Below are 14,523 nucleotides of genomic sequence, written 5' to 3'. Positions count from 1 at the left end.
TTGCCGAATCGTTACTGGATGCGATTGGATCGATATCTGTTGAGACCCGTGTCATGGGAGCGATACCAGTGACGTATCATTCCGAGGCCCGGCAACTCACTTGCGGCGCGGGCCGGCGCACTCCCAGGCGGCTCGCGTTCACGAAACTCATCGCCGAGAAAGGTGTCATCCGATGACGCAGCTGACCTTCCCCGAGGGCTTCCTCTGGGGAACCGCGACGGCCTCCTACCAGGTCGAGGGCGCCGCCGCCGAGGACGGGCGCGGGCCCTCCATCTGGGACACGTTCGCGGACACGCCGGGGAAGACCTGGCGCGGCCAGACCGGCCGCGTCGCCTGCGACCACTACCACCGCCTCGACGAGGACGTCGCCCTCATGGCGTCGCTGGGCCTCGACACCTACCGGTTCTCGATCGCGTGGCCGCGCATCCAGCCCGACGGCACGGGCCCCGCCAACCCGGCGGGGCTCGACTTCTACGACCGGCTCGTCGACAAGCTGGTCGCCGCCGGGATCAAGCCGATGCCGACGCTCTACCACTGGGACCTGCCGCAGGGCTTCGAGGACCGCGGCGGCTGGCCCGAGCGCGAGACCGCCGAGCGCTTCGGCGAGTACGCCGCGATCGTCGCGGGCCGGCTCTCCGACCGCGTCCACACCTGGTGGACCCTGAACGAGCCGTGGTGCTCGGCGTTCCTCGGCTACGGCAACGGCCACCACGCCCCCGGGCGCACCGAGCCCGCCGCGGCGCTCGCCGCGGCCCACCACCTCAACCTCGCCCACGGCCTCGCCGTGCAGGCGCTGCGCGCCGCCGGCGCCGAGCGGGTCTCGATCGCGCTCAACCCGACCCAGTGCCGCGGCGACGAGGAGGCCGTGCGAATCGCCGACGGACTCGCGAACCGGGTCTTCTTCGACCCGATCCTCAAGGGCGAGTACCCCGCCGAGATGCTCGAGCGGACCGCGCACCACACCGACTGGTCCTTCGTGCGCGACGGCGACCTCGACCAGATCAACCAGCCGATCGACCTGCTCGGCGTCAACTACTACAACCCCACCTGGTTCCGGGTGAACCCCGACGCCCCCGAGTCCGACGTGCAGCCCGGCTCGGCCGGGATCGAGACCTGGACCCCCGAGGGCCTGGAGTTCACCGACATGGGCTGGCCGATCGAGGCGTCCGGCCTGACGGACCTGCTGGTGCGCCTGCACAAGGACTACAACGTGCCGACCATGATCACCGAGAACGGCGCGGCCTACCCGACCGGGCCCGGCGAGGACGGCGAGGTCGACGACGTCGAGCGCGTCGCCTACCTGCGCGCGCACATCGCGGCGGTCCACGACGCGATCGAGGCGGGCGCGGACGTCCGCGGCTACACCGCCTGGTCCCTCATGGACAACTTCGAGTGGGCCTTCGGCTACGACAAGCGCTTCGGCATCGTCCACGTCGACTACGCGACCCAGAAGCGGACCCCCAAGTCCAGCGCCAAGTTCTACGCCGGCGTCATCGAGGCGAACGGGCTGGAGCGCTAGAGGAGCGCCTCCCGGAGCCCGCGCACCGCGCGCTCCGGGTCGGCGGCGCGCATCACCGCGCCCATGACCGCGACCCCCGCCGCGCCCGCCTCCCTCGCGGCGCGGGCGCGGTCGGGGCCGGTGACGCCGCCGAGCGCGAACACGGGGACCGGTCCCCCGCACACCGCGGCCAGCCCGTCCGTGCCCGCGGCGGGGCCGTAGCCGGGCTTGGACGCGGTGGGCCAGACCGGCGAGTAGGTGCAGTAGTCGAGCCCGGGGTCGATGCGCTCCCCGGCGTGGACGGAGCGGCCCAGCAGCGCGGGCCGCGGCGCCGGGACCGGGAAGCGGGCCGAGAGGTGCGCGGCCGCGACGGGCGCGGCCGGGTCGGCGACGATGAGCGTGCCGCCCGCGTCCTCCAGGACCGGCCGCAGAGCCGCGGCCAGGGCGAGGCGGGCCTCCCACGGCAGGTGCTTGTCGCGCAGGACGAGCGCGAACGGGCCGCCGCGCAGCGCCAGCGCGACCTGCTCGGCGAGGGGCCGCGGGCACCGGGGCGCGTCGGAGACGACCAGGAGCGGATGCATGGGGATCCGAGCCTATCCGGAGTGGCCGGTGTTCCGGGAGTCGCTTTCGCCTGACTCGCCGCTGCTACACCGGTTTAACGCTTGTGTATCGGTCCACGTCTCGAACTTGCGTAATTCACGACACAGGTGCGAAACTTCAGAGGATGAACATCGGCGATCAAATCAACGTGCTGCGGACCGAAGGGGAGCGGATCGCTGTCGCTGGTGGGGAACTCGCGCTCAACGCCATCGTGCCCACCTGCCCGGGCTGGGTCGTCAAGGACCTCTTGACCCATATCGGGACCGTCCATCGCTGGGCGGCGGCGATCGTCGGCGGAGCGCTGCCTCACGACCCCAGGAAGCAGGACCTCCAGCGGATCGTGGGGCCCCTGCCCCACGACGACCTGCTGGTCGACTGGGTGCGCGAGGGCCTCGACCGGCTCGCGGCCACACTGGAGGACGCACCTGACGACCTCCAGTGCTGGCAGGTGTTCCCCTCTCAGTCCTCACGGCGCTTCTGGGTCCGCAGACAGGCCCACGAGACCACCATCCACCGCGTCGACGCCGAACAGGCGCGCGGCGACGAGATATCACCGGTCGGCCCCGACTTCGCGGCCGACGGCATCGACGAGCTGCTGCTGGGCTTCCACGGCAGGCCGTCGAGCCGGGTGCGGGCACTGCGGCCGTCAGTGCTCCACATCCACGCCAGCGACCTGCCCCCAGGCCGCGGCGACTGGTACATCCACCCCACCGACACGGGCCCGCTCGTGACGTTCAGCGAGGTCGAGACCCCGCACTGCGTCATCGAGGGCCCGGTGGAGCTGCTGTACCTGGCGCTGTGGAACCGGCTGCCCTTCGACGACCTGTCAGTCCACGGAGACCCGGCACTGCTCCACTTGTGGCGCAATTACTCCGCGGTCCGATGGGTCGATCCCGTTGACGTATAGAGACTGGAGCGCTACAGACCGAAACCCCTGGTAACCCATTCGTCACCTTCTGAACAGTCCGCCGCGCGGACGCCCGGCGGCGTGCCGCGCCGCCGCGGCTCCGACGCGCGGCCGGATCGGGATCGTAAGCTCGGCAACGTGAACCACGTCCATACCGTCCCGAACGACGCCGTCCCCCGCGCCGCCCTGTGGATCCTGGTCCCCGCCGCGGTCGCCACGGTCCTCGGCATGGTCCTGCTGTGGCCCCAGGGGGTCGAGGACGCCGCGGCCGAGGCCTACGGCACCGAGGTGGACGGCGACGTCGTCTCGGTGCACGAGACCGAGTGCGACGAGGCCGACGCCGCGCTGAACGAGCAGCTCCAGGCCACCGTGTGCGGCGACGTCGTCGTGCGCCTGACCAGCGGCGAGCACGCCGGCGAGGAGACGGTCGTCGACATCCCGAGCGGCCCGGGCGCGCCGGTGGTGGCCGCCGGGGACGACGTCATCATCCTCTACACGCCCGACTCGGTCTCGGGCCAGCAGTTCCACATCATCGACCACGACCGCTCCGGCGCGCTGTGGGCGCTGGTGATCGCCTTCGCCCTGGCGGTGATCGCGTTCGGCCGCTGGAAGGGGGTGCGGTCCCTGATCGGCCTCGCCGTGACGTTCGCGGTGGTGCTGCTGTTCATGGTCCCGGCGATCCTCGACGGGTCCTCGCCGATCCTGGTCGCGGTCGTCGGGGCGGCCGCGATCATGCTCGTGTCGCTGTACCTGTCGCACGGGTGGAACCGGACCACGACCGTGGCCGTGGTGGGGACGCTCGCGTCCCTGGTGCTCACGGTGCTCCTGGCGCAGGCGGCGGTGCGGCTCGCGAAGCTCAACGGGGTCCTCGACGAGAACACCACGAACCTCGCGCTCCAGTACCCGATCGACATGTCGGGGCTGCTCCTGGCGGGCATCCTCATCGGCGCGCTCGGCGTCATCGACGACGTGACGGTCTCGCAGGCGGCCACGGTGGACGAGGTCGCGAAGGCGAACCCGCGGTGGGGGCCGGCGCGGCTGTTCAAGTCGGGCATGCGGGTCGGGCGCGACCACCTCGCGTCGGTGGTGAACACCCTGGTGCTGGCGTACGCGGGCGCCTCGCTGCCGCTGCTGGTGCTCATCGCCGCGGCCGGGCGGCCCATGGACCAGGTGCTCACGAGCCAGACGATCGCGACCGAGATCGTGCGGTCGGTCGCGGGCACGCTGGGGCTGATCGCGGCCGTCCCGGTCACGACCTGGCTGGCCGCGGTGCTCGCGCGGCGCACGCCGCGGGAGAAGGCCCCGAAGGAGCAGGCGCCCCGGCCGAAGCCGCCGAAGCCGGACCCGGCGGCGCGGGCGTGGGACGAGGACGAGTCGCCTTATCCCCCTTCGCACCTGCGCTGAAGCCTGAAAACCCCCGCAGGGCGCGGGTCAGAAGCGCTCGGCGGCGGCCATGAGCTTGCGGGCCGCCTGGTGGAGCGCCTGGAGCACCGTCATCACCGCCGGGCGGCCCGTCGAGGCCGTCCGGTGGACCACGTACACGTCCCGGCCCGGCATGGCCTCGGCGAAGCGGCGCACCGCCACGTCCCGGCGCTCGGCCGCCGCCATCCACGGCGCCACGGTCACCCCCAGGCCCTTGGCCACGAGCGTGAGGATGGTGTCCAGGCCCTCGAACTCCGAGACCGGCGCGGTGATGCCCTCGGCCCGCCACAGCCGGTCGAGCGCCGTCCGCGACGGCTCGCCCTCCGGGGAGGCGATCCACGACTCCCCGGCCAGCTCGTGCGCCGACAGGACCTCCCGGTCCGCCAGGGGGTGGCGGACCGGCAGCGCGACCACGAGCGGGTCGTTCACCAGGTGGTGGAAGGTCAGCGGCCCGGCCGTCGCGGGGCGGCGCTGACCCGACCAGTCGTCGATGAGGGCCAGGTCGATCTCCCCCGAGCGCACGCGCGCCAGCGACTCGGAGACCGTCAGCTGCTGGCGCAGGACCATCTGGAGCTCGGGGTAGCGGCGCAGGCGCCGGACCATCGGCCCGGCCAGCGCGACCGCGACGGTGGGGAACGCGGTCACGGTGACCCGGCCGCGGGGCTCGGCGGCCTCGGCGGCGAGGTCGGTCTCGGCGGCGTCGATCGCCTCGATGATGCGCGCGGTGTGCTCCACGAGCCGGCGCCCGGCGTCGGTCAGCTGGGCCGACCGGGCGGTGCGTTCGAGGAGGGCCACGCCGGTCTCCTTCTCCAGGGCGGCGAGCTGCTGCGAGACCGCCGAGGCGGTCTGGCCGGTCGCCAAGGCAGTGGCGGCTATCGATCCCTGGGCGGCGAACTCGTAGAGGAGCCGCAGGCGGCGAACGTCGAGCATAAGGAAATCTTATCCTCGGCGAAAGGTAGAAATACTTGCGTTGATGCTCGCGGCGGAGGACTCTGGGCACCGTCAGACACGACACGCAACAGGGAGTCACCAGTGACCGTCTCCGCCACTCTCGCCGCCAACGAAGCGACCGCCGCGCGCCGGGCCGCCGGGCAGGAGGTGCTCGCACTCGGCTTCGGTGAAGCGGGGATTCCGGTGCACCCCATGCTGAGCCGCTACCTCGGCCGGGCCGCCGGGACGGCCTCCTACGGGCCCGTGGCCGGGATCGGCCCGGCCCGCGAGGCCGCCGCCGGGTACTGGACCCGCCGCGGCGTCCCCACCGACGCCGCGCAGGTCCTGCTCGGACCCGGCTCCAAGCCGCTGCTGTTCGCCCTGCTCCACGCCGTCGGGGGCGACGTGGTGCTGCCCAGCCCCGCGTGGGTGTCGTACGCGGCCCAGGCGGAGCTGCTCGGTCGCGACCCGCTCCGGGTGCCGGTCCCGCGCGGCGAGGGCGGCGTGCCCGACGCCGAGGCGATGGACGCGGCCGTGCGCGAGGCGCGGGCCGCGGGCCGGGACCCGCGGGTCGTGGTGGTCACGCTGCCGGACAACCCGACCGGGCGCCTGGCCTCCGAGCGGTCGGTGAAGGCCCTGTGCGAGGCCGCGCGGGAGCTCGACCTGATCGTGGTGGCCGACGAGATCTACCGGGACCTGGTGTTCAAGGAGGGCGCGTTCCCCTCCCCCGCCGCGTGGGCGCCGGAGCGGACGGTGACCACCACGTCCCTGTCGAAGAACTACGCGCTCGGCGGCTGGCGGGTCGGCGCGGCGCGCTTCCCCGACTCGCCGCTGGGGGCGGCGCTGCGGGAGTCGGTGCGGGGCATCGCCTCGGAGCTGTGGTCCTCGACGCCGATGCCGATGCAGCACGCGGCCGCCTACGCCTGGTCGGACCCGGAGGTGCTGGTGGACCGGGTGGCGGCGTCGCGGCGGCTGCACGGCTCGGTCGCGACCGCGGTGGCCGGGGCGTTCGCGCGCGCCGGCTGCGCCGTGGAGGCCCCGCAGGGCGGCTTCTACGTGTGGCCCGACTTCGGCCCGGTGCGCGAGGCCCTGGCCCGCCGCCGGGGCGTGGCGACCAGCGCCGACCTGGCCCGGGCGCTGCTGGACGAGTTCGGGGTCGTGGTCCTGCCGGGCACCGCGTTCGGCGACGACCCGGCGTCGCTGACGATCCGCGTGGCGGTCCCGGGGATCTACGGGGAGTCCGATGCGGAGCGTCTCGCGGCGCTGGTGGCGCCCGACCCGGTGGCGATGCCGTGGATCGCCGAGGCCCTCGCGGGCCTGGAGGAGAAGCTCGCCGCGTTCGTCGCGGCGTAGGCGGCCGCCGGGGGCGCTGGTGAGGCCGATGCATCAGCGCCCCCGGCGGTCTCGTCAACTGGCGACCGCGACCACGAGGTACACGCACAGGGCCACGGCGATGAGCGCGGCGGCGACGATGGCGAAGCCGACGAAGCGCTGGATCTCGAGCTCGTGGCCGTGGCGGACCGGTCCGCGCCAGCGGCCGAAGCGCCAGTGGTCCTTGCCCTGCTCGTAGTCGGCGACGTCCTGGAGGAGGGCCTGGAGGTCGGCGACCGTCTCGGCCCGGCGGGCGAGCTGGCGCCGCAGCCGGTACTCCTTGCCGTCGATCTCGCCGCGGCGCCGGGCCCTGGCGAGGCGGTCGAAGGTGATGCGCCGGTCGGCGCGGGACGGGCGGGCGACGAATGCGTCCATGGCGTGCTCCCACTGGTGCCGTCTGCCATCGCGACAGCGATGGGGGTCTTTGCATTCCCCGTTCGCGCAGGTCGTACACATCGGTGCCGCGTCCGCCTCGGGTTGGGCGCCAGCCGCTCTCGGAGACGCCGAAGGCCGCGCCGGTGGGGCGCGGCCTTCGGCGTGCGGATCAGTCCAGGAGGTCGGAGACGGCGGTCGCCAGGTCGACGTCCTTGGCGGACACGCGGTGTCCGGCCGAGTGCGTGGTCGTGGACACGGTGAGCCGGTCGTAGTTGACGGTCAGGTCCGAGTGGTGGTCGCGCCGCTCGTTGAGCAGGCCGACCGCGGTCGCGGCGGCGAGCGCCTGGAGGTGCCCGCCGAAGGACCAGCTGCGTTCGAGGCGGTGCTCGACGTGGCTCCAGCCGGGCAGTTCCGACAGCGCCAGTTCGATCTCGGCCTCGGTCAAGGGTTGATCGCTCATGGTTCGATTGTGGCAGCCGCCGGTCGCGGTGTCCTCAGTCCTCGTCGACGAGGGTGACCCGGCCGGTGTCGAGGTCGTAGACCGCGCCGACGACGAGGACGCCCTCGAGGCTCTCGCGGCGGCTGAGGTCGGCGACGGTGCGGCGCACCTGGAGCCGCAGGGCGTGCGACGCGGGGTCCTCGCCCTCGGGGGTCTCCGACAGGGCCTGCGAGGCGGGCTGCCACAGCTGCTCGACGAGGTAGCCGGTGCGCGGGTCGTGGGTGTCGTCGGCGACGGCGTTCAAGGCGGCGTCGATCGCCCCGCACCGCTCGTGGCCGAGCACGACCACCAGGGAGACGCCCAGCTCGGCGGCGGAGAACTCCAGGGACCCGACGGCGGCGCGGTCGGGCACGTGGCCTGCGGTGCGCACCACGAGCAGCTGCCCGAAGTCGCGGTCGAACACGCTCTCGGCGGTGACGCGGGAGTCGATGCACGTGAAGACGACGGCGCTGGGCGTCTGACCGGGGGCGGCCTCGCGGGCGGCGGTGATGTCGCGCTTGTAGCGCGGCTCCCCCGCGACGAATCGGCCGTTGCCCTCGAGCAGTTCGACCAGTGTCTTGGCGGCTTCGTGGTGCTCCATGAGAGCGGAGGTGGTCAGTTCTGGCACGCTCTGAATGGTGCCGCATGATCCGAGCGGGTGCAAGCGCGACGTGCGGGTCGCGGCGCGCGTTTCGCAAAGTGTGCGTTACCGTTCCGAGATGCGATGGTCATTTACCAGGACTTGCCGCTCGTCTTCGGGGACCTTATGATGAAGACGGACTACCGCGACGGTATTCACCTGCGGTTTCATTCTGCTGTTTCGGAGGACTCCAGTGCGCACCTACGGTGAGGGCTGCCCGGCGGCACACGCGCTCGACCTCGTCGGCGAACGCTGGTCGCTCCTGATCGTCCGCGAGCTCCTCCTGGGGCCGAAGCGGTTCACCGACCTGCGCGGCGGGCTCCACGGCGCGAGCGCCAACGTCCTGTCGCAGCGGCTGCGCGAACTCGAGGCCCACGGCGTGGTCTCCAAGCGCCGCCTCCCGCCCCCGGCCGCATCCAAAGTGTACGAGCTGACCGACTGGGGCCGCGACCTCGAACCGGCCATCGTGTACCTGCTGCGCTGGGGCGCGCGGTCCGCGGCCATCCCGCTCGACGCGCCGATGGGCGTCGACGCGCTCATCCTCTCGATGCGCAGCCTCTTCATGCCCGTCGCCGCGAGGGGCTTCGACGCGGCGTTCGAACTGTGGGTCGGCGACCGGCCGTTCATCGCCGAGATCATCGACGCCCAGCTGATCCTGGCCCCCGGCAGGCCCGAGCACCCGCACGCGGTCATCCGCACCGACGCCGAGACCCTCAAACGGCTCACCCTGGGGGGACGCAGCCTCGACGTGTCGCTGCACGCCGGGCGCGTCACCGTCCAGGGCGACCAGGCGATGGCCGAGCGGTTCCTCGGCCTGTTCCGCCTCCCCGAGCCCGCCGCGGCCTCGGCCGGGGCGGCCCCGGGGACGGTCTAGCGCTCCCGGCGGCGGACCGGAATCTCCCCGGTGCCGCGGACGCGGCGGTCGGTGATGAGCATGTGCCCCGGCGCGTGGGTGATCGCGAACGGCAGGCGCGCCCTGACCACGGCCTCCTGGAGCGTCACCCCGCACGACCAGAACACCGGCACGTCGCCGGCCTCGAACCGCACCGGGTCCCCGAAATCGGGCCTGGACAGGTCCCGGACCCCGATCTCCCGCGGCTCGCCCACGTAGACCGGCGCCCCGTGCGCGTACGGCATGTCGGCCGTGAGCCTGGCGGCGCGCCGGACGAGGTCGGCGGGGATCGGGCGCATCGACACGACCTGCGGGCCGCGGAACCGCCCGGCGCGCAGGCACAGCAGGTTCGAGCGGAACATCGGGACGTTCCGGCCCTGCTCCAGGTGGCGCAGCGGGATCCCCCACCGCTCCAGCACGGGCTCGAACGTGAAACTGCACCCGACCAGGAACGTCACCAGGTCGCGGCGCCACAGGTCCACCACGTCGGTGCGCCGCGCGACCAGCTGGCCCCGCCGCCACACGTGGTAGGCCGGAAGGTCGCGGCGCAGGTCCGCGCCCTCGGCCAGCCCGGTGGTGAAGCGGCCCGGCCCCACCGCGTCCAGCAGCGGGCAGGGCCGCGCGTTGCGCACGGTGAAGCGGCGCAGGTCGTCCGCGTAGCGGCGGGGCACGCTCACCAGGTTGGCCTGCACGAACCCGTGCGACCAGCCGCCGGTGGCGGTGTCCAGCCCGTCCCGGAACCTGGCGCGGGCCTCGCGGGGAAGGGCCGTCGCCTCGGGACGCTGTTTCGTGAACATCGTTCCTCCTCGAATTCGCTGCTCGATGCCGTCGAGCATCCGATCCGGCGCGTTAAGACCTTCACGAGTCCTTCACGAGCAGGACGCACCGGCCAGAAGCGCGGCCCGGAGCGGCCGAGGGGCGGAACCGCTTGCAAGCGTTCCCAAATGATCAGCAAATGCCCATACACTGGTGATCCCTGGCATCGAACGGCCGCACCGCGACCCCCCGGGAGGTGGCCTGTGGAATTCGGCATCCTCGGACCGCTCCAGCTGTCCTGGGAGGACAACCCCGTCCCCCTCCCCGGCCGGACCCTGCCCCGGCTCTTCGCCGTCCTCCTCCTGGAGGCCGGACACGTGGTCGCACTGCCGCACCTGGTCGACGCGATCTGGGAGGAGGACCCGCCCGCCACCGCGCGCCGCCAGATCCAGAACACCGTCGCCACCGCCCGCGGCCTGCTCCTGCACGCCGGAACCTCCGAACTCGAGAAGGTCGGCGACGGCTACCGGATGCGGGTGCGCCCCGAGAAGCTCGACTCGCTGCGCTTCCAGCGCTCCGCGCGCATCGCCCGCGAGCAGGTCGCCGCCTCCGAGCCCGAGGCGGCCCTCGCCACCCTCCGCGAAGCGCTCGCCCTGTGGCGCGGACCGGCCCTCGCCGGCCTCGGCGGCCGCTTCATCGAGTCCGGGGCGCTGCGGTGGAACGAGGAGCGCGCCGCCGCCGAAGAGGACCGCGCCGAACTCGAACTCGCGCTCGCCACCGGCGTCTCCGTCGTCGCCGACCTGCGCCGCGTCCTCGAACGCCACCCCTACCGCCAGCGGGCCGCCGAACTGCTCATCACCGCCCTCCACCGGGAGGAGCGCGCCGCCGAGGCCCTCGACGAGTACGAGGCCATCCGCCGCCAGCTCGCCGACGAGCTCGGCATCGACCCCGGCCGGCGGCTCAAGGACCTGTACGCCGCGATGCTCCGCGACGACCCCTCCCTCAGGCCGCCGCCCAAGGCGGCCGCCCCCCGGCACGACCTGCCCGCCCCCGCGCAGCTCCCGTCCGACAGCATCCACTTCACCGGCCGCGCCGACCAGCTCGCGGCCCTCGACCGGCTGCTGGAGCCGGGCCCGCGCGTCGCGGTCCTCTCCGGGATCGGCGGCTCGGGCAAGACCACCCTCGCCCTCCACTGGGCCCACCGCGTCCGCGAGCGCTTCCCCGACGGCCAGCTGTACGTGAACCTCCGCGGCTTCGACCGGGCCGCGCCCCTCACCCCCCTCGACGCCGTCGCCGGATTCCTGCGGGCGCTCGGCGTCCCGACCGAGTCGATCCCGCCCGACGCCGACGAGGCCGCCGCACTCCTGCGCTCGCGCCTGGCCGACACGCGCACGCTCGTGCTCCTCGACAACGCCCGCAACTCCCGCCAGGTCGTCCCCCTGCTGCCCGCCACCGCCGGCAGCGTCGCGGTCGTCACCAGCCGCTCCCGCCTGCCCGACCTGGCCGCCCTCCACGACGTCCGCCAGGTCACCGTCGGCGCGCTCGACGCCGACGAGTCGGTCCGGATGATGGCGAGCCTCATCGGCCCCGAACGCGTCCGGGCCGAACCCGAGGCCGCCCGGCGGGTCGCCGAGCTGTGCGGCGGACTGCCGCTGGCGCTGCGGATCGTCGGCACCAACCTGCGCGGGCAGCAGGGTACGACGCTCGCCGGGACCGCCTCGGCCCTCGCCGGACGGGACCGGCTCGCGCACCTCGCGGTCGAGGGCGACCCGACGACGACGGTGGCCGCCGCCTTCGACCTCTCCTTCCAGGCCCTCGAACCCGAAGAGGAGCTGCTGTACCTCAACCTCGCGTTCCTGCCCGGCGCCGACTTCTCCAAGGGCCTCGCGATGTCCCTGGCCGCGTGGGAGCCCGACGCGGCCGAACGGCTCCTGGCGAAACTCGTCGCCGCCCACCGCGTCGACGAGTACCGGCCCGGCCGCTACCGGTTCCACGACCTCGTCCGCGACTACGCCCGCCGCAAGGCCGAGGCCGGGTTCGACCCGGCCGCCCTCCAGCGCCTGCGCGAGCAGGCCGTCGACTGGTACGCGAAGGGCTCGGCGCGCCTGCCGGTCGAGGAGTACCGCAACATCGTGGCGACCTTCCTCGAATGGAACGGCCACCCCGCGGTGTCCCGGCTGCTCACCCGGCTCATCGCGTTCGCCGACGCGGTGTACCTCGACGAGGGCGCCGAGCGGCGCGCCCTCGCCGACTCCCAGTACGAGCTGCCCGAGCTCGCGTACGTCGCCGAGCGCGGCATCGAGACCGGCGTCCGCTCGGACGAGCCGATGGACGCGGTGCGCGCGTACGCGCTCGCCGACGCCGTCGCCTACGCCGCCGGTGAGCTGCACCAGTCGAAGGCCTACGCCGAGAAGACCCTCCAGTACCTGCGCCGCACCCCGCACGGCGACCGGACCGGCAAGGCCCGCAACGACCTCGGGACCACCCTGACCCAGCTGGGCCGGTACCGGGAGGCCGTCTCGATCCTCCGCGAGGCCGTCGCCGCCGCCGACAGGTCCGGGGACCGCCACGTCCGCGTCGAGGCGCTCACCTCGCTGGGGACCGTGCTGCGGCGCATGGGGCTCTTCGCCGAGGCCGAGACGCTGCTGCTCAAGGCCCGCTCGCTCGACGCCGCCGGGCCGGACGGGCCCGCGACGGTCTACCCGCTGCTGTCCCTCTCGGAGCTGTACGTCGACCAGGGCCGCATCTCGGCCGCCGAGGAGCAGTGCCGCGAGACCGCCGAGATGCTGCGCGACCACCCGTCCAAGTACTACCGGGCCCGGCTCTACTTCAGGCAGTCGGCGGTGCACCGCGCCGACGGCGACTTCGCGCGCGCCGAGGCCGCGCTGCTGCACGGGCTCGAACTCGTCGAGCAGGTCAACGGCTGGCGCCACCAGCTCGTCTACACGTACTGGCTCGCCGAGATGTACGTGGACGAGCACCAGACCGACCACGCCCGCGACGCCCTCGACCGCGTCGCCCACCTCGACCGGTACCAGACCTCGGAGACCCTCGCGGTCAAGGCGAGGGTCCTGTGCAAGCTCCACACCGCCGACGGCGACCTGGTGCGGGCGGTCCGGATGGGCCGCCAGGCCTGCGACGTGTTCGCGGCCATGCCCGACCCGCTGCGCCAGGCCCGGAGCCTGCGGGCGCTGGCGCGCGCCTACGGGGCCGCGGGCGCGACCGAGCCGGCCGGGCGCTGCCGCGCCGAGGCGCGGGAGCTGTTCGAGGCCTTGGGCATCGACGAGGGCCGGGAGCCGTGACCGGCGCCGCCCCCGGCCGCCCCTGACCTTCGTCAGAGGCGGTTCAGGTCGATCGACAGATGCGGTCCCAGTCGGTCCCTCCCTACCGTTGCGCGCACACCCATCGGACAAGGAAAGCAGGACCAGATGCACGCGATCCGACACCATTCCTTCGGCGGCCCCGAGGTCCTCGTCCACGAGGAGGTCCCCGAGCCCGAACCGGGCCCCGGCCAGGTCCGCATCGCCACCCGGGCCGCCGGGGTCCACCTCCTGGACGCGACCTTCCGCAGCGGCGCCGCCGACACCCCGTACCCGCTGCCGGCGCTCCCGGCCCTGCCCGGGCGCGAGGCCGCCGGGATCGTCGACGCCGTCGGCGAGGGGGTCGAGGCCTCCTGGATCGGCAGGCGCGTGGTCGCGCACCTCGGGTTCGCGTCGGGCGGATACGCCGAGAAGGCGGTCCGCGAGGTCGCGTCGGTGCACGAGATCCCCGAGGGCGTCGACTTCGGCGAGGCCGTCGCGATGATCGGGACCGGGCGCACCGCGCTGATGGTCCTCGGCGTCGGCCCGGTGTCGGCAGAGGACACGGTGATCGTGCCCGCCGCCGCGGGCGGGCTCGGCACCCTGCTGGTGCAGGCCGCCAAGAACGCGGGGGCGTACGTGGTCGGCCTGGCTGGCGGGGCCGACAAGGTCGGGCGGGTCGCCGCGAACGGCGCCGACGCCGCCGTCGACTACCGGGCCGAGGGCTGGACCGCGGCGCTGGACGAGGCGCTCGAGGGGCGCGAGGCGACGCTGCTGTACGACTCGGTCGGCGGCGAGGTCGGCCGCGCGGCCTTCGACAGGCTCGGCTTCGGCGGCCGGATGGTCGTCTTCGGATGGTCGGCCGGGAGGCCCACCGAGGCCACGGTCGAGGACATCGTGGGCCGGGGCCTCACCGTCTCCGGCGCGCTCGGCCCGAAGCTGCTGGAGCGGCTCGGCGGGTTGCGGGCGCTGGAGGAGCGTTCGCTGGCCGAGCTCGCGGCGGGGCGGCTGCGCCCGGCGGTGCAGGCCTTCCCGCTGGCCGAGGCCGCCGAAGCCCATCGGGCCATGGAGAACCGGGGCACGACGGGAAAGGTGGTCCTGGTGCCGTGAGGGCGGCGCGGCGGGTGAGCGTCGTCGAGGCCGGAGGTCGGGGGAACCGGCGCCGGCGGCGCCGGGCGGTGAGACGGAAGGCCATGGGAGTCGGCGGCGCGGGCGCCGGGAGGAGGGTCGAAGGGTCGCGATGAAGGCGAGGTGAGGCCGGGGTTGCGAGGTCGGCGTGGTAAGTCGGCATCGTGGAACTGGGCCGCTGGGCCGCTGGGCCGCTGGGCCGCTGGGCCGCTGGGCCGCTGGGCCGC

13 protein-coding genes are annotated in these 14,523 nt (G+C 73.7%); 7 read left to right on the top strand and 6 right to left on the bottom strand.

Annotated features, from left to right (window positions below; genetic code table 11):
* Positions 1-172 precede the first annotated feature (172 nt).
* Complete coding sequence (locus LO763_RS16315) at positions 173-1,519, top strand: GH1 family beta-glucosidase (RefSeq protein ID WP_230786235.1); 1,347 nt, start codon at positions 173-175, stop codon at positions 1,517-1,519.
* On the opposite strand, the gene LO763_RS16310 is transcribed toward LO763_RS16315, so the two are convergent.
* Positions 1,516-2,079, bottom strand: a complete 564-nt coding sequence (locus LO763_RS16310) for a thiamine phosphate synthase (protein ID WP_230786234.1) — start codon at positions 2,077-2,079, stop codon at positions 1,516-1,518. The genes LO763_RS16315 and LO763_RS16310 overlap by 4 nt on opposite strands.
* Positions 2,080-2,222: 143 nt before the next feature.
* Here LO763_RS16310 and LO763_RS16305 point away from each other — a divergent pair, with 143 nt between their 5' ends.
* On the top strand, positions 2,223-3,005 hold the full coding sequence (locus LO763_RS16305; RefSeq protein WP_230786232.1) for a maleylpyruvate isomerase family mycothiol-dependent enzyme: 783 nt from the start codon (positions 2,223-2,225) through the stop codon (positions 3,003-3,005).
* Between the two features lie 138 nt (positions 3,006-3,143).
* A complete protein-coding gene (locus LO763_RS16300; RefSeq protein WP_230786230.1) occupies positions 3,144-4,409 on the top strand; it encodes a YibE/F family protein in 1,266 nt (421 codons plus the stop codon).
* 27 nt (positions 4,410-4,436) lie between these two features.
* Here LO763_RS16300 and LO763_RS16295 read toward each other — a convergent pair whose 3' ends face one another.
* A complete protein-coding gene (locus tag LO763_RS16295) occupies positions 4,437-5,357 on the bottom strand; it encodes a LysR family transcriptional regulator (protein ID WP_230786228.1) in 921 nt (306 codons plus the stop codon).
* A 102-nt stretch (positions 5,358-5,459) separates the two neighbouring features.
* Between LO763_RS16295 and LO763_RS16290 the strand changes: the two genes are divergently transcribed.
* Positions 5,460-6,710: a pyridoxal phosphate-dependent aminotransferase gene (locus tag LO763_RS16290; protein WP_230786226.1), complete on the top strand. Its 1,251-nt coding sequence runs from the start codon at positions 5,460-5,462 to the stop codon at positions 6,708-6,710.
* A 54-nt stretch (positions 6,711-6,764) separates the two neighbouring features.
* On the opposite strand, the gene LO763_RS16285 is transcribed toward LO763_RS16290, so the two are convergent.
* The 3 genes from LO763_RS16285 to LO763_RS16275 form a co-directional block, all read right to left on the bottom strand.
* A complete protein-coding gene (locus tag LO763_RS16285) occupies positions 6,765-7,103 on the bottom strand; it encodes a DUF1707 domain-containing protein (RefSeq protein WP_230786224.1) in 339 nt (112 codons plus the stop codon).
* Positions 7,104-7,272: 169 nt separating this feature from the next.
* A complete protein-coding gene (locus tag LO763_RS16280) occupies positions 7,273-7,563 on the bottom strand; it encodes a 4a-hydroxytetrahydrobiopterin dehydratase (RefSeq protein WP_230786222.1) in 291 nt (96 codons plus the stop codon).
* 34 nt (positions 7,564-7,597) lie between these two features.
* On the bottom strand, positions 7,598-8,209 hold the full coding sequence (locus LO763_RS16275) for a carbonic anhydrase (RefSeq protein ID WP_230786220.1): 612 nt from the start codon (positions 8,207-8,209) through the stop codon (positions 7,598-7,600).
* A 205-nt stretch (positions 8,210-8,414) separates the two neighbouring features.
* On the opposite strand from LO763_RS16275, the gene LO763_RS16270 reads away from it, so the two are divergent.
* On the top strand, positions 8,415-9,095 hold the full coding sequence (locus LO763_RS16270) for a winged helix-turn-helix transcriptional regulator (protein WP_230786218.1): 681 nt from the start codon (positions 8,415-8,417) through the stop codon (positions 9,093-9,095).
* On the opposite strand, the gene LO763_RS16265 is transcribed toward LO763_RS16270, so the two are convergent.
* On the bottom strand, positions 9,092-9,910 hold the full coding sequence (locus LO763_RS16265) for a putative hydro-lyase (RefSeq protein WP_230786216.1): 819 nt from the start codon (positions 9,908-9,910) through the stop codon (positions 9,092-9,094). The two genes, LO763_RS16270 and LO763_RS16265, sit on opposite strands and share 4 nt — an antisense overlap.
* A 222-nt stretch (positions 9,911-10,132) precedes the next feature.
* Here LO763_RS16265 and LO763_RS16260 point away from each other — a divergent pair, with 222 nt between their 5' ends.
* Both LO763_RS16260 and LO763_RS16255 read left to right on the top strand, forming a co-directional pair.
* On the top strand, positions 10,133-13,171 hold the full coding sequence (locus LO763_RS16260) for an AfsR/SARP family transcriptional regulator (protein WP_230786214.1): 3,039 nt from the start codon (positions 10,133-10,135) through the stop codon (positions 13,169-13,171).
* 126 nt (positions 13,172-13,297) lie between these two features.
* Positions 13,298-14,278 carry a zinc-binding dehydrogenase gene (locus tag LO763_RS16255; RefSeq protein WP_230786212.1) on the top strand — a complete coding sequence of 327 codons (981 nt, stop codon included), beginning with the start codon at positions 13,298-13,300 and terminating at the stop codon, positions 14,276-14,278.
* The last annotated feature ends 245 nt before the right edge of the window (positions 14,279-14,523 follow it).

The organism is Glycomyces amatae, assembly GCF_020991375.1.
Lineage (GTDB): Bacteria > Actinomycetota > Actinomycetes > Mycobacteriales > Micromonosporaceae > Glycomyces > Glycomyces amatae.
This window is presented reverse-complemented; position numbering and strand designations above follow the sequence as displayed.

Bases quoted from the DNA above. Each gene is read 5' to 3' on its own strand.
- LO763_RS16295 (WP_230786228.1), bottom strand. From the start codon at position 5,357: ATGCTCGACGTTCGCCGCCTGCGGCTCCTCTACGAGTTCGCCGCCCAG.
- LO763_RS16280 (WP_230786222.1), bottom strand. From the start codon at position 7,563: ATGAGCGATCAACCCTTGACCGAGGCCGAGATCGAACTGGCGCTGTCG.
- LO763_RS16305 (WP_230786232.1), top strand. From the start codon at position 2,223: ATGAACATCGGCGATCAAATCAACGTGCTGCGGACCGAAGGGGAGCGG.
- LO763_RS16310 (WP_230786234.1), bottom strand. From the start codon at position 2,079: ATGCATCCGCTCCTGGTCGTCTCCGACGCGCCCCGGTGCCCGCGGCCC.
- LO763_RS16255 (WP_230786212.1), top strand. From the start codon at position 13,298: ATGCACGCGATCCGACACCATTCCTTCGGCGGCCCCGAGGTCCTCGTC.
- LO763_RS16285 (WP_230786224.1), bottom strand. From the start codon at position 7,103: ATGGACGCATTCGTCGCCCGCCCGTCCCGCGCCGACCGGCGCATCACC.
- LO763_RS16315 (WP_230786235.1), top strand. From the start codon at position 173: ATGACGCAGCTGACCTTCCCCGAGGGCTTCCTCTGGGGAACCGCGACG.
- LO763_RS16265 (WP_230786216.1), bottom strand. From the start codon at position 9,910: ATGTTCACGAAACAGCGTCCCGAGGCGACGGCCCTTCCCCGCGAGGCC.